Annotated in this window: 21 protein-coding genes; 11 read left to right on the top strand and 10 right to left on the bottom strand. The window is 73.0% G+C overall.

Features of this window, described 5'->3' with window-relative positions; genetic code table 11:
• The first annotated feature begins 342 nt into the window (after window positions 1-342).
• Window positions 343-954: a SigE family RNA polymerase sigma factor gene (locus FM076_RS21290; RefSeq protein ID WP_173872568.1), complete on the top strand. Its 612-nt coding sequence runs from the start codon at window positions 343-345 to the stop codon at window positions 952-954.
• Between the two features lie 360 nt (window positions 955-1314).
• Here FM076_RS21290 and FM076_RS21285 read toward each other — a convergent pair whose 3' ends face one another.
• The gene (locus tag FM076_RS21285) at window positions 1315-2490 is read right to left on the bottom strand and encodes a hypothetical protein (RefSeq protein WP_173872566.1); all 1176 of its coding nucleotides are present in this window, start codon (window positions 2488-2490) and stop codon (window positions 1315-1317) included.
• 182 nt (window positions 2491-2672) lie between these two features.
• Here FM076_RS21285 and FM076_RS21280 point away from each other — a divergent pair, with 182 nt between their 5' ends.
• Window positions 2673-3869 (top strand): cystathionine gamma-synthase, encoded by a 1197-nt coding sequence (locus FM076_RS21280; RefSeq protein WP_180217824.1) that lies wholly within the window; start codon window positions 2673-2675, stop codon window positions 3867-3869.
• 11 nt (window positions 3870-3880) lie between these two features.
• On the opposite strand, the gene FM076_RS21275 is transcribed toward FM076_RS21280, so the two are convergent.
• The 3 genes from FM076_RS21275 to FM076_RS21265 all read right to left on the bottom strand — a co-directional run bounded on the left by FM076_RS21275 (window position 3881) and on the right by FM076_RS21265 (window position 5221).
• Window positions 3881-4135 carry a hypothetical protein gene (locus tag FM076_RS21275; RefSeq protein ID WP_173872564.1) on the bottom strand — a complete coding sequence of 85 codons (255 nt, stop codon included), beginning with the start codon at window positions 4133-4135 and terminating at the stop codon, window positions 3881-3883.
• Window positions 4122-4589 carry a sigma factor-like helix-turn-helix DNA-binding protein gene (locus FM076_RS21270; protein ID WP_173872562.1) on the bottom strand — a complete coding sequence of 156 codons (468 nt, stop codon included), beginning with the start codon at window positions 4587-4589 and terminating at the stop codon, window positions 4122-4124. The genes FM076_RS21275 and FM076_RS21270 overlap by 14 nt, the downstream gene beginning before the upstream one ends.
• 74 nt (window positions 4590-4663) lie before the next feature.
• Complete coding sequence (locus tag FM076_RS21265) at window positions 4664-5221, bottom strand: MarR family transcriptional regulator (protein WP_173872561.1); 558 nt, start codon at window positions 5219-5221, stop codon at window positions 4664-4666.
• Window positions 5222-5489: 268 nt separating this feature from the next.
• Here FM076_RS21265 and ilvA point away from each other — a divergent pair, with 268 nt between their 5' ends.
• The 3 genes from ilvA to FM076_RS21250 all read left to right on the top strand — a co-directional run bounded on the left by ilvA (window position 5490) and on the right by FM076_RS21250 (window position 8850).
• The gene (gene ilvA, locus FM076_RS21260) at window positions 5490-6734 is read left to right on the top strand and encodes a threonine ammonia-lyase (protein WP_173872559.1); all 1245 of its coding nucleotides are present in this window, start codon (window positions 5490-5492) and stop codon (window positions 6732-6734) included.
• 218 nt (window positions 6735-6952) lie between these two features.
• Window positions 6953-7990: an ATP-binding cassette domain-containing protein gene (locus tag FM076_RS21255; RefSeq protein ID WP_243274591.1), complete on the top strand. Its 1038-nt coding sequence runs from the start codon at window positions 6953-6955 to the stop codon at window positions 7988-7990.
• Window positions 7987-8850: an ABC transporter permease gene (locus tag FM076_RS21250; RefSeq protein ID WP_173872558.1), complete on the top strand. Its 864-nt coding sequence runs from the start codon at window positions 7987-7989 to the stop codon at window positions 8848-8850. Before FM076_RS21255 ends, FM076_RS21250 begins: the two co-directional genes overlap by 4 nt.
• 212 nt (window positions 8851-9062) lie before the next feature.
• Here the strand turns inward: FM076_RS21250 and greA are convergent, their stop codons facing one another.
• Together greA and FM076_RS21240 are read right to left on the bottom strand one after the other, a co-directional pair.
• Window positions 9063-9560 (bottom strand): transcription elongation factor GreA, encoded by a 498-nt coding sequence (gene greA / locus FM076_RS21245; protein WP_173872557.1) that lies wholly within the window; start codon window positions 9558-9560, stop codon window positions 9063-9065.
• A gap of 162 nt (window positions 9561-9722) precedes the next feature.
• A complete protein-coding gene (locus tag FM076_RS21240; RefSeq protein ID WP_173872556.1) occupies window positions 9723-10154 on the bottom strand; it encodes a DUF4307 domain-containing protein in 432 nt (143 codons plus the stop codon).
• Window positions 10155-10338: 184 nt separating this feature from the next.
• Here FM076_RS21240 and mca point away from each other — a divergent pair, with 184 nt between their 5' ends.
• From mca to FM076_RS21215, 5 genes are all read left to right on the top strand, one after another.
• Complete coding sequence (gene mca, locus FM076_RS21235) at window positions 10339-11217, top strand: mycothiol conjugate amidase Mca (protein WP_173872555.1); 879 nt, start codon at window positions 10339-10341, stop codon at window positions 11215-11217.
• A 4-nt stretch (window positions 11218-11221) separates the two neighbouring features.
• Window positions 11222-11512 carry a hypothetical protein gene (locus FM076_RS21230; RefSeq protein WP_243274590.1) on the top strand — a complete coding sequence of 97 codons (291 nt, stop codon included), beginning with the start codon at window positions 11222-11224 and terminating at the stop codon, window positions 11510-11512.
• Between the two features lie 62 nt (window positions 11513-11574).
• Window positions 11575-12261 carry a peptide-methionine (S)-S-oxide reductase MsrA gene (gene msrA, locus FM076_RS21225; protein ID WP_173872554.1) on the top strand — a complete coding sequence of 229 codons (687 nt, stop codon included), beginning with the start codon at window positions 11575-11577 and terminating at the stop codon, window positions 12259-12261.
• Window positions 12262-12353: 92 nt separating this feature from the next.
• Complete coding sequence (locus tag FM076_RS21220) at window positions 12354-12707, top strand: hypothetical protein (RefSeq protein WP_173872553.1); 354 nt, start codon at window positions 12354-12356, stop codon at window positions 12705-12707.
• The gene (locus tag FM076_RS21215; RefSeq protein WP_173867897.1) at window positions 12704-12910 is read left to right on the top strand and encodes a hypothetical protein; all 207 of its coding nucleotides are present in this window, start codon (window positions 12704-12706) and stop codon (window positions 12908-12910) included. The genes FM076_RS21220 and FM076_RS21215 overlap by 4 nt, the downstream gene beginning before the upstream one ends.
• 12 nt (window positions 12911-12922) lie before the next feature.
• On the opposite strand, the gene FM076_RS21210 is transcribed toward FM076_RS21215, so the two are convergent.
• Window positions 12923-14422, bottom strand: a complete 1500-nt coding sequence (locus tag FM076_RS21210) for a hypothetical protein (protein ID WP_173872552.1) — start codon at window positions 14420-14422, stop codon at window positions 12923-12925.
• Window positions 14423-14493: 71 nt separating this feature from the next.
• On the opposite strand from FM076_RS21210, the gene FM076_RS21205 reads away from it, so the two are divergent.
• Entirely contained in the window at window positions 14494-15390 is an 897-nt protein-coding gene (locus FM076_RS21205) for a phosphorothioated DNA-binding restriction endonuclease (RefSeq protein WP_173872551.1), read from the top strand.
• A gap of 311 nt (window positions 15391-15701) precedes the next feature.
• Here the strand turns inward: FM076_RS21205 and FM076_RS21200 are convergent, their stop codons facing one another.
• The 3 genes from FM076_RS21200 to FM076_RS21190 form a co-directional block, all read right to left on the bottom strand.
• Window positions 15702-16946, bottom strand: coding sequence for a L,D-transpeptidase (locus FM076_RS21200; RefSeq protein ID WP_173872550.1), 1245 nt, complete (start codon window positions 16944-16946; stop codon window positions 15702-15704).
• A gap of 599 nt (window positions 16947-17545) precedes the next feature.
• On the bottom strand, window positions 17546-19099 hold the full coding sequence (gene hutH / locus FM076_RS21195; RefSeq protein WP_173872549.1) for a histidine ammonia-lyase: 1554 nt from the start codon (window positions 19097-19099) through the stop codon (window positions 17546-17548).
• Window positions 19100-19182: 83 nt separating this feature from the next.
• A partial coding sequence (locus FM076_RS21190; protein WP_173872547.1) for a GGDEF domain-containing protein occupies window positions 19183-19766 on the bottom strand: 584 nt, incomplete at its 5' end.

The raw sequence follows: 19766 nt of genomic DNA, 5'->3' as shown, positions 1-19766 counted from the left end.
CTGGCGACCGCACCAGGGCCACCGCGGAAGGCGTGGAAAGCTACCAGTGCGCGACGCCCTGCAACCCGCGGCGCCCTCGCACGTCTTTCCCCACAAGAGGGCATGTCCCAAAAGCCCTGCACCGCACGACCCGTCCGACAGGTTTGCCCCGATGCCAGAAGAGCTCCGCGGGAAGGCGCGCCACGGCCTCGTCCCGCCAGTACACCCCCGCCGCCCCCGCGAAGCGGCCTGCCCACCTCGTGAAGCGGCTTGTCCGCCTCGTGAAGCGGCTTGTCCGCCTCGTGGGGAGGGGCGGGCTGTCCTGACGCGGGGCCGGTGCCCTGCCCCGGCCGTGGGGGCCGGGTGCTGACCGCCGGCGCCGCCGCCCGCCACGGCGCGCTCCCCGGCGGCGGGTGGCGGTGGCTGCTGTCCCGCGTCTCCCAGGGGCGCAGAAGACCCGCGCCCCGGAGCCGGCCCCTCGAGGCGGCCTCGGACGACATCGTCCTGCTGTACCACCACCGCAGGCTCGACCTCGTGCGCCTCGCGGTGCTCCTGGTCGACGACGTCCCCACGGCCGAGGACGTCGTCCAGGAAGCGTTCGCCGCCCTCTACCGCCGCCACGGCGGCGGACTGGACGGCGTCGACGACCCCGAGGCGTACGTACGGCGCAGCGTGGTCAACGCCTCCCGGTCCGTGCTGCGCAGGCGCCGCACGATGCGCGCGTACGTGCCCCCGCGTGTGCTGCCCGCGCCGCCGCCGGAAGAAGAGGTCTTCCTCAGGGAAGAGCACCAGGAAGTGCTGAGGGCGCTGCGGCTGCTCACCGTGCGGCAGCGGGAGGTCCTCGTCCTCAGGTACTGGTCGAACATGTCGGAAGCGGACATCGCCGCCACGCTGGGACTGTCCCGCGGCACGGTGAAGTCCACAGCGAGCCGGGCGCTTGCCGCTCTGGCCAGGAGACTGGAGCAGACGCCGTGACAGCCGTCGAGGACCGCCTCCGTGCCGCGCTCAGTGCCCGGGCGGGCCAGGTCACAGAAGTCGGGCCGGCACGTCCCCTGCCGGCCGGGCACCGGACGGGCGTGCGCCCCGGGCTGCGGAAGGCCGCGGTGGTCGTCCTGGTCGCGGTGGTGGCGACCGTCGTGCTCGTCCTGCCGTATCTCCTGTCCCACGGCGAGCCGCCGGGGCCGGCGGACACCCCTCCGGCGTCGCCTCCGAGCGGCGGCGCCTCCTCCGCTCCCCCGACGGCGGAGACCCCGGCGCCGGCCGCCCCGACGGGAGAGCAGTCCGCTCCGGCACCGCGGCCCTGACCGCTGCGCCGTGGCCCGCACCGGGCCTCGCTCACGGGTGCGAGGCGTGTTCGCCGCCCGTGGACTCCCAGCCGGCGACCGCCAGGGCGCGGTAGGCGGAGTAGGCGGCGGCCGGGTCGCCCTCGTCGACCCAGGGGACGGCGCCCACATGGCCGTCGACGGCGGCGAGGGCCTCCATGGCCTCGGCGTAGCGCTCGGCGCGGACGAGGAACCAGACGAGCAGGTGGAGGACGTGGGGGCGGACCGGGTGGTCGTCGTCCACCTGGTCGACGGCGTACTCGGCGGCCTCGATGGCCCGGCTGATCTCCTCACTCCGGTAGAGGCCGCGGACCATGTTCACCTCGGGCAGGTGGTCGTAGGCGGCGAACAGCGGGAGAGCTGCCAGGAGGGTGCCCTCCGGGGCCCGGGAGGCGGCGGCGCGGGCGAAGGCGTCGGCCTTCTCCTTGGACCCCATCGACTTCGCCGACCAGTAGGGCAGCGCCGCCAGGTGGGCGCCCATGTGGTCGGGGGCGAGGCGGCGCACGGTGTCCCACAGGGCCTCGAAGTCGGCCTCGCGGTAGTTGAGGTGGCGGGCGATGACCAGCTCGGTGAGGTGCGGGGTGGGGTCGGCGGGGGCGAGCCGGGCGGCGTCCTGGGCGACGTTCCGCGCCTCCTCCAGGATGATGCGGTGGTCGGCCGAGCCCGGCTCGGACAGCGCCTGGAAGACCAGGAACTGCGCGTAGACCTGCGCCCCGCCGTGGTCGTGCGGCTTGTGGGCGCGCCACTCGCGCAGCCACCGCGCGTCCCGGCGGGCGGCGCCGGCGGGCCGGTCCTTGTCGAAGGAGACCACGTCGGCGGGCGCGCCGGTGCCGGTGCCGCGCTGCTCGGCCTTCCACGCCGCCAGCTCCATCGCCGCCGCGCCGGCCAGCGACTGCACGCGCTGCCAGCGCAGCTCGTACTCGTCCCCGGTCAGGGCCAGCAGCCGCGCCACCGGCTCCCAGTCCTGGGTGCGCTGGGTCTCCTCCAGCGCGTCGACCAGTTCCCTGTCGGGGCCCGGCAGCCGCACGTCCAGCTCGTCGGAAGGGACGAATCCGTATCCGGCCGTCGGATCGACCGCCTGGACCAGTCCCCGCGCCCCGTCCTGGCGCAGCCTCCTGCGGCGCATCGCCGGATAGACCGCCACACCGAAGAGTGCGACAAGAGCGATCAGGAGGAACAGGGCTTCCATGGCGTCGGATCTCCACGCTGTGACGGACGGGCGGCGGTTCGGGGACTGTACCGGGGCGGGTTCGCCGGCTGTGCCGAGGCTGGTTCGTTCGGACCGTGCCGCGGCGGGTTCACGGCGGCATCGGGGGCGGGCTTCGCCGAGCGCGCCCCCACTCCACCGTACGGCCCACTAGTCTCGCCCCCATGAGTGAGCAGCGCGACAACGGCATCGGCGGCGGGGACGAGGGCGTCTCCGGCGGCCCCGGACACGGCTTCGAGACCCTCGCCATCCACGCGGGCCAGGCCGCCGACCCGGCCACGGGGGCGGTCGTCCCGCCCATCCATCAGGTGTCCACCTACAAGCAGGACGGCGTCGGCGGGCTGCGCGGCGGCTACGAGTACAGCCGCTCGGCCAACCCGACCCGGACCGCGCTGGAGGAGAACCTCGCGGCGCTGGAGGGCGGCAGGCGCGGCCTGGCCTTCGCCTCCGGGCTGGCCGCCGAGGACTGCCTGCTGCGGACCCTGCTCACCCCCGGTGACCACGTGGTGATCCCGAACGACGCGTACGGCGGCACCTTCCGCCTCTTCGCGCGGGTCGCGGAGCGGTGGGGCGTGCAGTGGTCGGTGGCCGACTCCTCCGACCCGGCCGCCGTGCGTGCCGCGCTGCGCGAGCGCACCAAGGCGGTGTGGGTGGAGACCCCCTCCAACCCGCTGCTGGGCATCACCGACATCGCCGCGGTCGCCGAGGTGGCCCGTTCCGCGGGCGCGCGGCTGGTCGTGGACAACACCTTCGCCAGCCCCTACCTCCAGCAGCCCCTGGCGCTCGGCGCCGATGTCGTCGTCCACTCCACGACCAAGTACATGGGCGGCCACTCCGACGTGGTCGGCGGCGCCCTCGTCGTCGCCGACCCGGCGCTCGGCGACGAGCTGGCCTTCCACCAGAACGCCATGGGCGGCATCGCCGGGCCCTTCGACTCCTGGCTGGTGCTGCGCGGCATCAAGACCCTGGGCGTGCGCATGGACCGGCACGGGGAGAACGCGGCCCGCGTGGTGCGGCTGCTGGAGGCGCACCCGAAGGTGACGGAGGTCTTCTACCCGGGACTGCCCTCGCACCCCGGGCACGAGACCGCCGCCAAGCAGATGCGGGGCTTCGGCGGGATGGTGTCCTTCCGCGTCGCGGGCGGCGAGGAGGCGGCCGTGCGGGTGTGCGACCGGGCGCGCCTGTTCACGCTGGGCGAGTCCCTCGGCGGCGTCGAGTCCCTGATCGAGCACCCCGGCCGGATGACCCACGCCTCCGTTGCGGGCTCCGCGCTGGAGGTGCCCGCCGACCTGGTGCGGCTGTCGGTCGGCATCGAGTCGGCGGACGACCTGCTGGCGGATCTGCGCCAGGCCCTGGACTGATCCGGCCGCGGTCACCATCCCACCGCGGGCGAGGTCGTCGTCGGGGGCGGGGCCGCCCAGGGGTGGAGGGCGAGGGACCAGGCCACCAGGGCGGCGAGCCCGACCACCAGCCCCGCCCACAGCGCCGTCCGCAGTGCCCGCCGGCGCCGCAGCAGCCGCTCCCCGTCCGCGAGGGCGCGGGCGGCCAGGTCGGCGGGCACGGGCTCCCCGGTGCGCCGTTCCAGCAGCAGCCGCGCCTCGGCCTCTTTGCGGTCAGGCAGGCTCATGCGCCGCCTCCGCACCCGGCGGACGGCTGAGCACGGTGGCCATGGCCCGGGTGTGCAGCGCCCGTACCCGCTCGACGGGCAGTCCCAGCCCGGCCGCCACCTGCTCCTCGGCGACGCCCTCGTGCAGCCGCAGGACGAGCACCAGCCGCTCCTGCGGGGCGAGGGCGCCCAGCAGCCCGCCGCGCGGACGGCGGTGGCGGCGTGCGGTGCGGGCGAAGGAGAGGGCCAGTTCCTGCCGCGTCCGCTCGTAGGGGTCCTCGCCGCGCAGCCGCGCCCAGTCGGCCCGGGTCCGCGCGAGCGCCCGTACCAGCAGCCGTTCCGCCTCGGGTGCGGCGCCGGGGGGTTCGGCGGTCAGCAGTGTGGCGGCATGCAGCAGCCGGCCACCCGCGCCCGCGACGAACGCCTCGAACTCCCGGGCGCGGAGGCGCTCCTGCCGTGCCTGACGCTCTCGCACGCCGCCTCCCGTGCGCCTATGGGACGGCAGGCGTACAGATCAAATCAAGAGGCGCGTCAGGACCGGCGCCGGCCTCAGGAGCCGGGCCTGGGGGGCTGTGAGACGCCGCCGGGGTGGAGTTCGAGCATCGCCCTGTTGAACCGGGTCAACAGCCTGCAGAACGTGCCGCGTTCCTCGTCCGTCCAGTCCTTGGTGATGAGCTGCATCAGGTTGCGCCGCGAGGAGCGCACCTCTTCGAGCCGGGCCACCCCGCGCGGGGACAGCTCCAGGACGACGGCGCGCCCGTCCTCGGGGTGCGAGGTCCTCTTGACCAGACCGGACTCGACGAGGGGGGCGACCTGACGGGTCACCGTGGAGGAGTCGATGCCCATGCCGGCCGCGAGCGCCTTGACGCCCATCGGGCCTTCCTTGTCGAGGCGGTTGAGCAGGAGGTAGGCGGCACGGTCCATGGAGTTGCGGGCCTGGCCGAGCCCGCCGAGCCGGGTCTGCTCCGCACGGCGCGCGTACACCGCCAACTGGTGCTGCATGGCGTCCAGTACGGCGGTCGAGGGGGCACCTGCGTCGGCAGGCACCGCGGGGTTCTCGTCCGGGGTGTCTGGGCTGTCTGTCGTCATGTCCGGGTGCGTGGGCATGGCAGGTGCGCTCACTTCGTGGTCTGCGGGATTTTTTGTGGAGTTTTGACGGTGCAGGGATGGTTTGTTGGGGGCGGTGTCCTCGTGTGCCTAGCCGGTGGGCACAGAGTACGCGCAGCGGACCCCGGGCGTACCTCCGGTGCACGAACCAGTGACGCGGACCACCTCCCGGCGGCGCCCGCACCCGGCCACCGCCCGACGGCGCACGCGGGCGCGACCGCCCCGGCGGCGCACGCGGCCCTCCGCACCCGGCTGCCAGACTGGCGCCATGGTCACCAGCGCACCGTCCCCCACCGCCTCCCGTCCCGAACTGCCCGTCCGTCTGGACGACGTACGGCGCGCTCGCACGATCCTCGAGGGCGTCGCCCGGACGACCGCCGTGGAGGGCAGCCGCCACCTCTCCTCGCTCATCGGCGCCCCGGTCCACCTCAAGTGCGAGAACCTCCAGCGCACCGGGTCGTTCAAACTGCGCGGCGCCTATGTGCGGATCGCGGGCCTGACCCCCCAGGAGCGGCGGCGCGGAGTGGTCGCGGCGAGCGCGGGCAACCACGCGCAGGGCGTCGCGCTGGCCGCCTCGCTGCTGGGGGTGACCTCCACGGTCTTCATGCCGGTGGGCGCCCCGCTGCCGAAGGTGGCGGCGACCCGCGAGTACGGGGCGCGGGTGCGGATGCACGGCCAGGTGGTGGACGAGACGCTGGAGGCGGCCCAGGAGTACGCGCACGCCACCGGCGCCGTCTTCATCCACCCCTTCGACCACCCGGACGTGGTGGCGGGCCAGGGCACGCTGGGGCTGGAGCTGCTGGAGCAGTGCCCCGAGGTGCGCACGGTCGTGGTGGGGGTCGGCGGCGGCGGGCTGCTCGCCGGGATGGCGGTGGCCATCAAGGCGCTGCGCCCGGACGTGCGGCTGGTCGGCGTGCAGGCCGAGGGCTCGGCGGCCTACCCCCCGTCGCTGAGTGCCGGGGAGCCGGTGGCGCTGGGGTCCGTCTCGACGATGGCGGACGGCATCAAGGTCGGCAGGCCCGGGGACGTCCCGTTCGGGATCGTCCGCTCGCTGGTGGATGAGATCCGCACGGTCTCCGAGGACGAGCTGTCCAGCGCGCTGCTGCTGTGCCTGGAGCGGGCGAAACTGGTGGTGGAACCCGCTGGGGCGAGTTCGGTGGCGGCGCTGCTGTCGGCGCCCGACAGCTTCGAGGGACCGGTCGCGGCCGTGCTGTCCGGCGGGAACGTCGACCCCCTCGTCCTCCAGCGGACGCTGCGGCACGGCATGGCTGCCGCCGGCCGCTACCTGTCGCTGCGGCTGCGCCTCTCGGACCGGCCCGGCGCGCTGGCCGCGCTGCTGGGGAAGCTCTCGGTCGCCGACGCCAACGTGCTGGACGTCGGCCATGTGCGGACCGATCCCCGGCTCGGCGTCGACGAGGTGGAGGTGGAGCTGCACCTGGAGACGAAGGGCCCCGAGCACTGCGTCGAGGTGGCCTCAGGACTGCGCGCCGCCGGGTACAAGGTCATGAGCTGAGCGGACGGCTCCGGCCGGCGGCCGAAGCCCGCCCCATGGGCGCGACAGCCTCTCGCAGAACACGCACTATCGCGATTCCCCGCTTGACGCGATACATCGCGTTACGCCACACTGCTGTGCACCGGGGCGGGCCCGCCGCAGGTTCTTGATGCCGGAAGCGTCCGGTTTGCCTAGCATTTCTCGTAGAGCTTCGCGCTCCACACCCTGGGAGACCTCTCATGCCAGGTGCCATTTACGCCGAGGGACTGGTGAAGACCTTCGGCGACGTGAGGGCTCTGGACGGCGTCGACCTCGACGTCCCCGAGTCCACCGTGCTCGGCCTCCTGGGCCCCAACGGCGCGGGTAAGACGACCGCGGTCCGGGTCCTCACCACGCTGCTGACCCCCGACGCCGGGCGGGCCGTGGTGGCAGGCGTCGACGTGCTCAAGAACCCCACGGCCGTGCGCCGGTCGATCGGCGTGTCCGGCCAGTTCGCGGCGGTCGACGACTATCTGACCGGCCGCGAGAACCTCCGGATGGTCGGCCGCCTCTACCAGATGTCCGCGCGCGGCGCGAAGAAGCGGGCGGACGAGCTGCTGGAGCGCTTCCACCTCGCCGACGCCGCCGACCGCACGGCCAGGACCTACTCAGGCGGCATGCGCCGCCGCCTCGACCTGGCCGCCGCACTGGTGGTCAGCCCGCCCGTGATGTTCATGGACGAGCCCACCACCGGCCTCGACCCCCGCAACCGCCAGCAGCTGTGGGAGGTCATCGAGGAACTGGTCGCGGGCGGTACGACGCTGCTGCTGACGACGCAGTACCTGGAGGAGGCCGACCGGCTGGCGCACGACATCGCCGTCGTCGACCACGGCAAGGTCATCGCGCGCGGCACCTCCGACCAGCTCAAGGCGCAGACGGGCGGGGAGCGCGTCGAGGTCGTCGTCCACGAGCGCGACGACATCCCCGCCGCCCGCCAGGTCCTCGACAGCCACGGACTGCCCGGCACCGCGCACGAGGGCTGCACCGTCGAGGAGCACACCCGCAAGCTGACCGTCCCGGTCACCGGCGGCGCCAAGCTGCTCGCCGAGGTCATCCGCGACCTGGACACCCGGGGCGTGGAGATCGACGACATCGGGCTGCGCCGCCCCACCCTGGACGACGTGTTCATCTCCCTGACCGGCCACGCGGCCAAGGGCGAGGCAGAACACCACGCCCACGGCGAGGGCACCACGGGACGCGCCCCCCGGCACTCCCCGGACGAGGAGGCCGCCGCATGAGCACCACCGCCCGCACCGCTCCGCCCAGCGCCGCCCCCACCGGACGCGGCGGCCCGGCCCAGTCGGTCACCGACTCACTCGTGATCGCCAAGCGCAACCTCATCCGCCTCGTGCGCATCCCCGAAGCCGTCATCTTCGCCCTCATCCAGCCGATCATGTTCGTGGTGCTCTTCAGCTACGTCTTCGGCGGATCCATCACCATCCCCGGCTCCGGCACCAGCGCCCAGGACTACCGCGAGTTCCTGATGTCCGGCATCTTCGCGCAGACCGTCACCTTCGCGACGGCCAGTTCGGGCGCCGGTATCGCGGAGGACATGCACAAGGGCCTCGTCGACCGCTTCCGGTCACTGCCGATGACGCGGGGCGCCGTGCTGACCGGGCGCACCCTGGCCGACCTCGTCCAGACGGCTCTGACGCTCGTCGTCCTCGCCGCTGTCGCCGCCGTCGTGGGCTGGCGGGCGCACGACGGCCTCCTCGACGCCCTGGCGGGCTTCGGCCTGCTGATGCTGCTGGGGTACGCCTTCACCTGGATCGGCGCACTGATCGGGCTGTCGGTACGGACGCCCGAGGCCGCCACCTCGGGCGGGCTGGTGTGGCTGTTCCCCCTGACATTCATCTCGGTGGCGTTCGTGCCCTCCCAGAACATGCCCGCCTTCCTCCAGCACCTCGCCGAGTGGAACCCGTTCAGCGCGACGGTCGTCGCCGGCCGCGACCTGTTCGGCAACCTGCCGCCGGGCTACCCGGTGCCGGACGCCTGGCCCATGCAGCACCCGGTCTGGGCCTCGCTGATCTGGTCGGTGGTGATCATCGCGGTCTTCCGCACCCTGGCGGTCCGCAAGTACCGCAGGGCGGCCTCCTGAGAAGCAGCAGAAACACCGCACCGCCCGCCACGGCCGGGCCGTTCCCGCACCCCGCGGGAGCGGCGGACCGCATGGGACGCCCCCGGCACGGGAACGCCCTGGCACGGGTGGCACGGGAACGGCGGACGGCCCGCGCATCCCGCGCGGGCCATCCGCCGTGCTGTCTTCTTCCCCCCATCCGGAGCCGGCCCCGGGGCCGTCCGCCCCGGGCGTCACCCCTGGTAGGGCTTCGCCGCCAGGATGCGGACGGAGGCCATCTTGCCGTTCGGCAGCTCGTACTCGGCGTCCTCACCGACCTTCTTGCCGTTCACGCCGCTGCCCAGCGGCGACTGCGGAGAGTAGGTCTCGATCTCCGAACTCGCGTACTCGCGGGAGGCGAGAAGGAAGGTGATGGTGTCGTCCTCGTCGCCGTCGAAGGCGATGGTGACCACCATGCCCGGCTCCACCACGCCGTCATCCGCCGGAGCCTCACCGACCTTCGCGTTCTCCAGGAGCTGCTGGAGCTGCCGGATCCGCAGCTCCTGCTTGCCCTGCTCCTCCTTGGCCGCGTGGTACCCGCCGTTCTCGCGGAGGTCGCCCTCCTCGCGAGCCGCCTCGATCTTCTTGGCGATCTCGGTACGTGCAGGACCCGACAGGTATTCCAGCTCGGCCTTGAGCTGGGAATACGCCTCCTGGGTCAGCCAGGTGACGTTGTCGCTGGTCTGGGTCACAGGTGCTCCTCGTCGGTACTGGGATATCAGCTGATGCAGCAAACGCCCTACCAGAAAGGGTGCGCCTTCACTGGTGGGCGAAACCACGAGCTTAACAATTCCGGCGGAAAAGGGAAGAAGGCCCGGACTCCGCCCCAGGTCACAGCGGTGCCGGCGCCGGCCTCACTTCGTCTGGCAGCCGACCAGGTCGGGGCTGGTGGCGCGGGCCGTCGTCCGCACCGTGATCACCTCGTCGACCCGGGAGGTGCCCGCGGGAAAGGAGACGGACTTGCGGCCGACCTCGTTGCCGCTCTCCGCGCGCGCACGCAGCGTGCACACTCCCTCGACGCCCTCGTCCTTGCGGACCTCCAGGTGCACTTCCACCGCGCTGTCCGAGACGACCTTGAACTTGATCAGCTCGGCACTGACGTCCTGGCCCGCGATGTAGGAGCCGCCGATCCAGCCCACCAGCGCGAGGAGCAGCACACCCAGGATCCCGCCGGTGATCTTCAGCCGGCGGTCCGTACGGGCCTCCGCCCCGCCCGCGCCGCCCCCGGCGCCCCTCGGCGCACGCCCGTAACGCCCTTCGGGCACCTTGCGGGCCGTCTGTGCCATGGCGCTTTCCTCTCGGCGTGCGTGGGGGTCCGGGCGGGGGTCCGTACCGGGAATACAACAGGGTCCTGGTTCGGTCACTATAGAAGCCGCCCGTGAAACCGCTGAGAGCGGGCCGAGGGCTGAAACCGCCGGCGCGGGCCGAGGGCAGGGCCGAGGGCCGCTTTGACTTTACGAGGATTGAGTTGTGACTGAGCAACTGCGACTGATGGCCGTGCACGCGCACCCCGACGACGAGTCCAGCAAGGGCGCGGCCACCATGGCCAAGTACGTCGACGAGGGAGTGGACGTGCTGGTCGCGACGTGTACGGGGGGAGAGCGTGGCTCCATCCTCAACCCGAAGCTCCAGGGCGACACCTATGTCGAGGAGCACATCCACGAGGTGCGCAAGAAGGAGATGGACGAGGCCCGGCAGATCCTGGGCGTCAAGCAGGCGTGGCTGGGCTTCGTCGACTCGGGGCTGCCCGAGGGCGACCCGCTGCCGCCGCTGCCGGAGGGCTGCTTCGCGCTGGAGGACGTGGACGAGGCGGCCGGCGCGCTGGTCCGGCTCATCCGGGAGTTCCGCCCGCAGGTGATCACCACCTACGACGAGAACGGCGGCTACCCGCACCCCGACCACATCATGACCCACAAGATCTCGATGGTCGCCTTCGAGCACGCCGCCGACACCGAGAAGTACCCCGAGGCGGAGTTCGGCCCGGCCTGGCAGCCGCTGAAGCTCTACTACAACCAGGGCTTCAACCGGCAGCGCACCCAGGCGATGCACAACGCCATGATCGAACGCGGCCTGGAGTCGCCGTACACGGAGTGGCTCAAGCGCTGGGACGAGATGAAGGTCAAGGAGCGGGAGATCACCACGTTCGTGCCCTGTGGCGACTACTTCGAGATCCGCGACAAGGCGCTGATCGCGCACGCCACCCAGATCGACCCCGACGGCGGCTGGTTCCGCGTCCCGATGGACATCCAGAAGGAGGTCTGGCCGACGGAGGAGTACGAGCTGGCGAAGTCGCTCGTGGGTACCTCCCTCCCCGAGGACGACCTCTTCGCGGGGATCCGCGAGAATTGACGGTATGAGCCCGACGCAGACAACGCTCGTCCAGGTCCTTCCGCTGGCCGCGAAGGACCTGGACGAGAACAAGGTGACCCCCGGTGTGCTCGGCTTCGTCGTCTTCGCGGTGATCGGCCTGGCCGTGTGGATGCTGATGAAGTCGATGAACAAGCACATGAACCGGGTGAACTTCGACGAGGAGCCGGAGCGGGAGCCCGGCGCCCCGGCCGCCGCCGGCGCCCCCTCCCGGGGCGGCGAGACCGGGCGGACGGGGAAGGCCCCGGCCGCCTCGTCGTCCGAGACGAAGGGCTGACGGCGCCCGGGGTCCCGGCCCCGGCCCGTCCCCACCCCTGCGACGTCCGTCTGGAGAACGACATGTTCGGCAGGTTCAAGAACCGCATCCCCACCCCCGAAGAGGCCCTCAAGGGCCGTCCCGAACCGGAGTTCACCGTCCCCGAGCGCCACACCGTGCTCGGCACCGCGCTGCTGGGCCCCTACCCGGAGGGCCTGGAGACCGCCGACTTCGGCATGGGCTGCTTCTGGGGCGCCGAGCGCGTCTTCTGGACGACGGACGGTGTCTGGACGACCCTCGTGGGCTACCAGGGCGGCTCGACCCCGAACCCCACCTACGAGGAGGTCTGCTCGGGCCTGACGGGGCACGCCGAAGTCGTGCGCGTCGTGTTCGACCCGGCGAAGGTGTCCTACGAGACGCTGCTGAAGCGCTTCTGGGAGTCGCACGACCCCACCCAGGGCTTCCGCCAGGGCAACGACACCGGCACCCAGTACCGCTCGGCGCTCTACACCCACTCCGCGGAGCAGGCGGCCGCCGCCGAGGCGTCCCGCGCGGCCTACCAGCAGGTCCTCACCGCCTCCGGCCTCGGCGAGATCACCACGGAGATCCTCGCCGCCGAGGGCCGCCCCTTCTACCCGGCCGAGGGCTATCACCAGCAGTACCTCGACAGGAACCCGGGCGGGTACTGCGGCATCGGCGGCACGGGGGTCAAGCTCGGCGACCCGGGCGGTGGGTCTTGCCCCACTGGCATAGCCCCCGCTGGAAGCTGACGCACCGCCTCGGCGCTCGTTCGGGCGACGTGGTCGGGCCCGCACTCGATACGCTGCTCCCAGGGATCAGAATCTCGCCCTTGGGAGCAGCAATGACCACCTCCAGCGCCGGGCAGCCACTCATCCCTCAGCCGCCTGCCACCGTCACGGCCCTCCGTCAGGCCGTCGCGCAGATCGCACCCGCCGCACTGCCGGCCTTCACACGGGAACTGGATCAGGCCGCCGACCAGTCCCGTCAGGCTTCCGGCCTGGCCCCCCTCCAGCGATTCGTCGCTCAGTGGGCCGTCCACGTCCACATCCAGCGGCAGCCGAGCCTGGCGGAAGAGTTCCGCCGCTGGGAGGACACCGTGGAGTCCGGTGACGCGCCGCAGGCCCGACGCGCCGCGGCGGCCATCGGCAAGATCCTCGACGACGCCCATGCCGCGCTCGGCCTACCACAGCGGTGAGCACCGACTGGCGCTGGGAGTACGACCCCGATCACGCGTACGTGGCGGGCGGCATCCCCGCTCACGTGGTGACCGAAGTGGAGCGGCTCGCGGGGGAACTGGCTGACCTGGCCACCGTCGCACGGCGGACGGGTGACCTGGCAGCACACCCTCGCAGGGACTCGGTCAGCTGCCCGGTGGGCATCGCCCCGGCCGAGGGCTGAGGCCGCGCCGCCTCACCGCGCCCCGCCCCCGACGGCCGCGCCGGGCGGCGTACGGGCCGCACCGGACGCACCGCGCGTACGGGCCGTGCCGGCCGTGGGAGGCGGGACGGCGATGTGCCAGTCCGGGTTGTAGGTGCCGGGGACCCGGTGGAGGCGCCAGCCGGCCGCCGAAGCCCAGCCGGGGAGGGCGGCGCGGCGCAGGACGAGGGCGCTGGGCCGGTGCGCCGGGGTGGAGCGGCAGCCCGCGGTGTGGGCGATGGGGATGGTGGCACTGGTGCCGGCCAGCACACAGGGCGGGCGTACGCCGTGGGCGCGCAGCACCCGTTCCATACGCTGCCAGTCGTGGCGGGCCTCGGCCTGGATGCGGGAGTGCAGCGTCAACTGGTGGAGCTGGAGGGCCAGGTGGAGCGCGGCGATGGCACCGCCCAGCGGGAGCAGCACGTGCCGGGCCCGGACCCGGCGGGCCCACCGCGCGGCCTCCCGGACGCCGAGGGCCGCGACCGGGGCCAGCAGCGCGTAGGCGGGCAGCAGGAAGCGCGGGGCGGCGTACCCCATGAAGAACAGGTACGGGACGGCGACGGCGACGGCCGCCGCGAGGGGCAGCGTGCCCCACGCCGTCCGGCCCTCCCGGCGCGCGGCACGCAGTCCGAGTCCCACCAGGGGCGGGACCAGCAGCCACCATCCGGCGCCGGACCACTCGATGCCCGCCCCGTCGCACGGGCGGCACAGCAGCGGCCCGTCCAGGGCCGCGGCGTGCTCCTTGAGGGTGCCGAGGGGCAGGCGCGGGCTCATCCCGCCCTGGACCTCCTCCGCGGCGCGCACCCGCTCCAGCACGCCGCCGAACCGCAGCCGGGCCTCCACCGCCCAGGGCGCCAGACCGGCGGCGACCCCTCCCACGACGGCGGCAGCCCCGGTCGGATGGGGACGGCAGGGCCGCCCGCGCACGGCCGGCGCCGCCGCGAGCAGCACGGCGGCGGGCCACACCGCGTCGTTGGGCCGTATCAGGGCGGCGACGGCGAGCGCGCCCGCCGCCCCGGCCAGGGCGGCCCACCCCCTCCGGGCCCGTACCAGGCAGCCGGTGGCGCAGGTCAGGCCCATGGCCACGTAGTGGTTGGGCATCGCCGCACCCGCGTAGAAGAGCGCGAACCACACGCTGCCGTACAGCGCGGCGGCCGCCGGCACGACGCCGCGCGGGGCACCGGCCCGCAGCCAGGGGAGGTATCCCAGGTAGAGCGCCAGCGACGCGGTCAGCGTCAGATAGCAGCGCAGCAGCACCACCGAACCGCTGACCGCCGCGACGGGCGCGATCAGCGCCGGGACGCCCCGGGTGCGGGGCGCGCTGAACGGGGTCCCGGGTCCGTGGGGCGCGAAGCGGCTGGCGTAGACGATCTCGTCCCAGCCGAGCGGGAGTCCGGGCTGGACGACGGTCAGCGAGAGCGCTCCGAAGACCGCACAGACGGCAGCCAGCCACCACCGTTCCCGAGGGCGGACATGCCACGCGGATGACGACATGGGCGGCATCTTCCCGCCGCAGCGCCACCATGCCTGGCAAGGCGGGGCCGCCGAGGCCGTACAGTGCTCGCATGGAGGGGGCTCGGACCAACTGGGTGGAGCGCGTCAGCGCGTTGCGGCAGTGGACCTCGGGCGAGGAACGCGCCCCGCACAAACCGCTCCTGCTGCTGTACGCGCTCGGCCGCCACCAGTCGGAGCCCGAGCGGGCGCTCCGCTACACCGAGGTCGAACGCGACGTGGCCCACCTGCTGCGCGAGTACGGTCCGCCCCGCAGCACCTCACCCGGTTACCCGTTCCACCACCTGGTGAACGACGGCGTGTGGGAGGTGCGCACGGACGCGGGCCGGGGCAGTCCGGGCCCCGGGGTCCGGCTGCTGCGCGAGAGCGGCGCGCGGGGGCGGCTGGCGCCACAGCTGCGCACGGCCCTGGACGAGGACCCCGCCCTGCTGCCCACCCTCGCCCGCACGCTGCTGGAGCTGCACTTCCCGCCGTCCCTGCACGAGGACATCGCGGCCGACGCGGGGCTCGACCTGGAGGCGGCCGACGGCGCCCGGGTCGCCGTGCGCCGCCTGGTGCGGGACCCGAGGCGCGCGGCACGGCTGAGGGAACAGGTGCTGGAGGCGTACGGCGGCCGGTGCGCGTTCTGCGGGTTCGACGGGGCGCTCGGCCGCCGCCCGGTGGGGCTGGAGGCCGCCCATGTGCGCTGGTGGGCCTACCAGGGCCCCGACCACCTCACGAACGCGCTGTGCCTGTGCTCCCTGCACCACAAGCTGTTCGACAAAGGGGTGCTGGGGATCGATCCGGGCCTGCGCATCACGGTCTCGGCCCGCTTCACCGGGTCGGGTACCGCGGCCCGCACCCAGGTCACGGAGCTGGCCGGCCGTCCGGTGGCCGCGGCCGGGGGCGGCGAGTGCCGGGTCGCGGGCACGTACGCCGCCTGGCACGCGGCCCAGGTCTTCCGGCCCTAGCGCGGCAGCTTCCCGAGGGCGCGCCTTCCCGAGGGCGCGCGTGTCCGGGGTGCGGCGGAAGGCGGTGACCACCCGGCCCGAAGGTCCTGGGACTGCTCTGGCCACCGCCCCAAAAGGACGGACTCCCGCACGCGAGGCGGGAGCGGGACCGACAAGACCGGGGGCCAGGACCGGGAGACCGGGACCAGGAGCCGGGGCCCGGACCAGGACCGGGTCCGGGGACGGGGACGGGGCCCGCACAGCACGGTGGCCCCCCGCGATCGCGGGGGGCCACCGTGCTGTGCGGCTGTCGCGCGCCGTCGGTCAGGGCCTCAGAGCGCGGAGCCCGCCTTCCACTGCGACCAGCTCATGTTCCAGCCGTTGAGGCCGTTGTCGGGCTGGATCGTCTTGTCCGGCGAACCCTTGACCTCGACGATGTCGCCGATCAGCGAGTTGTTGTAGAACCAGGCGGCGTCGGTGCCCGGGTTGCCCGCACCCTGGGTGTCCCTCAGACCGACGCAGCCGTGGCTGGTGTTGCCGGAACCGAAGGGCGCGCCCCAGTAGTTGCCGTGGATGAAGGTGCCCGAGGTAGACAGGCGCATGGCGTGCGGCACGTCCGGGATGTCGTAGCCCTCGGCGCCCTTGCGGCCGAACCCGACGGTGTTCCCGTCCATGCGGGTCTCCTTGTGCTTCTCGGAGATCACCATCTTGCCGTTGTAGGTCGGGTTGCTGGGGCTGCCCGCGGAGATCGGGATCGTCTTGAGCGTCTTCCCGTCCCGCGCGACCGTCATCTTGTAGCTCTTCACATCGACCGTGCTGACCTGCTTGCGGCCGATGTTGAAGGTGACCTTCTTGTCCTGGACACCGATGTTGCCGTTGCCCGCGTTCACCCCGTCGAGCTTGAGGTCGAGGGTGACCTTGGAGTGGGGCTTCCAGTACTCCTCGGGGCGGAAGTCGAGCCGGTCGTTGCCGAACCAGTGGCCGACGACCTCCTGGCCGCTGGTCGTGCTGACCTTGATCGCGGACTGGACGGCCTTCTTGTTCTGGATCTGCTTGTCGAAGGTGATCGAGACCGGCATGCCGACACCGACCGTGGCCCCGTCCTCACCGGCGTAGGTGCCGATGAAGCTGTGCTCCGGGGCGACCGTGGTGAAGGTGCGGTTCTCCACGGCCTTGCGGCCCTCGCCGTCCTTGGCCGTCGCGCTGATCTCGTACTTGGTGGCGCGCTCCAGCTGCTGCTTGGGCTTCCAGCTCTTGCCGTCGGCGGAGAGGGTGCCCTCGACGGGAGTGCCGTTCTGGGCGGCCTTCATGGTCACCTTGGTGAGCTTGCCGCCGCTGACGGAGACGTTTCCGCCGCTGTTGATGCTGGCGTTGTCGGCGCCGTCCTTGGCGGAGATCTTTATTCGGGCGGACGAGCTGTCCTTCTCAGCGGATATGTCGTTCTTCGCTGCGGACTTCTCGGTGTCCCCGCCGTCGTCTCCGCCGCACGCGCTCAGCGTGAGCATCCCGCCGAGGAGCGCGGCCGTGACCGCGAGACCCCTGCGGTGCTTCCCCACCGTCATCACTGGCTTCTCCATTTGCCTTCGGAACCCCATGTCTCCCCGGTAAAGCTGCGTAGCCCCCACAGCGCCCGAAATCGGACATGTGCGCCCCAGCTCCACGCATATGAACGCACGAGGGACTATGACCGGTTCCACTTTCGGTAAAACTGTGGGCTAGGACACGTATCCAACCCGTTCGCGAACCGTGCCGGATCTTTTCGACAGAACCGGTCCGGTACCCAGGAAGAGCGGAAGCATGCCTTCCCCCTCGCCTCCACCACTCAGTAACATCGGCCCGCGTACGGTCAGTTCACCGCTGATCCCCGAGCCGTACGTCGTACCGATCCACCCAGGAGCCTTCTCGTGTCCGAGGCCGGACCCTCGAAGCTGTCAGTCCACCGCCGTCCGCTGGCGACCGCGGCCGCGGCCGGCGGAGTCCTGTTCGCCCTCTGGTTCGTCCCCACGGCCAACGCTACCCCCGAGAAAGATGACCATCCCACCCATCACGGGGACACTGTGACGCGGTTGGAACATGACCGCGGGGCGGAATGACCCCCCGGGCGGGAGCGGCGAGCGGCCGGTGAGGAGCCCGTGCGGAACCGGTGATCAACCGATGACCAACCGGTGGGAGTTTCCTAGGCCAGCGGCCCCGTGACCGACTCCGCCGCCGCCACCAGCGCGCCGGACCGGACGAAGTCCTCGGTGGCCGCCAGATCGGGTGCCAGGTAGCGGTCCTCGCCCGGCCCGCCCGCCCCGGCCTCGCGCAGCGCGGCGACGACGGCGCGGGCCGCCTCGCCCGGCACCAGCCCCGCCGTCCCCGAGCGCAGCTCGACCGCCCGCGTGGCCGCGTACACCTCGACGGCGATCACCCGGGCCAGCCCGTCCACGGCCGACCGCAGCTTCCGCGCCGCCGACCAGCCCATGGAGACGTGGTCCTCCTGCATGGCGGAGGAGGGGATGGAGTCCACCGAGGCGGGCACGGCCAGCCGCTTCAGCTCGCTGACCAGCGCCGCCTGCGTGTACTGGGCGATCATCAGCCCCGAGTCGACGCCCGCGTCGTGGGCGAGGAACGGGGGAAGGCCGTGCGAGCGGTTCTTGTCGAGCAGCCGGTCGGTGCGGCGCTCGGCGATGGAGGCGAGGTCCGCGGCGGCGACGGCCAGGAAGTCGAGGACGTAGGCCACGGGTGCCCCGTGGAAGTTGCCGTTCGACTCGACGCGGCCGTCCGGCAGCACCACCGGGTTGTCCACGGCCGCCGCCAGCTCCCGTTCGGCGACGGTGCGGGCGTGCGCCAGGGTGTCGCGTCCCGCGCCGGCGACCTGCGGGGCGCACCGCACCGAGTAGGCGTCCTGCACCCGCGGCGCGTCGTCCTGGTGGTGCCCGGTCATGCCCGAGCCGGTGAGCATCTTCAGCATGTTGGCGGCGCTGGCGGCCTGGCCCGGGTGCGGACGGATGGCGTGCAGTTCGGGCGCCAGGACCCGGTCGGTGCCCAGCAGCGCCTCCAGGGAGAGCGCGGCGGCGATGTCGGCGCTGGTGAACAGGCGGGCCAGGTCGGCGCAGGCCATCAGCAGCATGCCGAGCATCCCGTCGGTGCCGTTGAGGAGGGCCAGGCCCTCCTTCTCGCGCAGTTCGACGGGGGTGAGGCCGTGCTCGGCCAGCAGGTCGGCGGCCGGGCGCAGCACGCCGTCGGGGCCCTCCGCCTCGCCCTCGCCCATGAGCGCGAGCGCGCAGTGCGACAGCGGGGCCAGGTCGCCGGAGCAGCCGAGGGAGCCGTGCTCGTGCACGACGGGGGTGATGCCCGCGTTGAGCATGCCGGCCATGGCCTGGGCGACCTCGGGGCGCACCCCGGTGCGGCCGGAGGCGAGGGTCTTCAGGCGCAGGAACATCAGTGCGCGCACCACCTCGCGTTCCACGCGCGGGCCCATCCCGGCCGCGTGCGAGCGGACGATGTTGCGCTGGAGCCGGGCGCGCAGGTCGGGGCCGATGTGGCGGACGGCCAGGGCACCGAAGCCGGTGGAGACGCCGTAGACGGGGTCGGGCTTGGCGGCGAGGTCGTCGATGAAGCGGCGTGCGGTGCGCAGCGCCTCGACGGCCTCGGGGTGCAGTTCGACGCGGGCGCCGTCACGGGCGACGGCCAGGACCTCCTCCGGGGTGGTGCCCGAGCTTCCCACCACCACAGTGTGCATACTCATATTCATAAACCCTAATGAGTGAATTGGTATCTGTCACGGTCGCCCCCGACCCGGTGCCCGCCCCCGCCCTCCCCGCCCCGCGGCTAGCGGCCGGCGGACCCGCCCCGGCGGAAGCGGCGGCGCTCGGGGGAGGCGGGCACCGGGTCGGGGGCGGCGGCCAGCCGGACGGTGGGGTCCTCGCAGCCGCCGTCGCGGCCCGCCACCACCGGCTTGCCGGAGCGCAGGGCCTTGGCGCGGTACTGGGCCGCGTCCGCGAGCCGGAAGATCCGGTGGGCGGTGCGCACCTGACCGACCGGGTCGCCGGTGGAGGCCACCCCGCAGGCCACGCCCTCCCCCAGCTCCAGCGCGGCGGCGGCGTGGCACAGCTCCTCGGCGGCGCGCACCACCTCGTCGGCCGTCGGGCCGACGGCCAGCAGGCAGAACTCGTCACCGCCCAGCCGCCCGGCCAGGGCCCCCGGCAAGGTGGCCGCACAGGCGGACAGGACGGCGGCGAACCGCTCCAGCAGCCGGTCGCCCGCCTCGTGCCCCTGCTGGTCGTTGACGCGCTTGAGGCCGTTGATGTCGCAGACGGCGATGCTGACGACGGTGCCCAGGTCGCGGTGCAGCTCGACCGCCTCGCCCAGGCGCGACTCGATGGCGCGGCGGTTGGCGAGCCCGGTCAGCGGAT

This window comes from Streptomyces albus subsp. chlorinus, from assembly GCF_013302895.1.
In the GTDB taxonomy this organism is placed as follows: Bacteria; Actinomycetota; Actinomycetes; order Streptomycetales; family Streptomycetaceae; genus Streptomyces; species Streptomyces chlorinus.
This window is presented reverse-complemented; position numbering and strand designations above follow the sequence as displayed.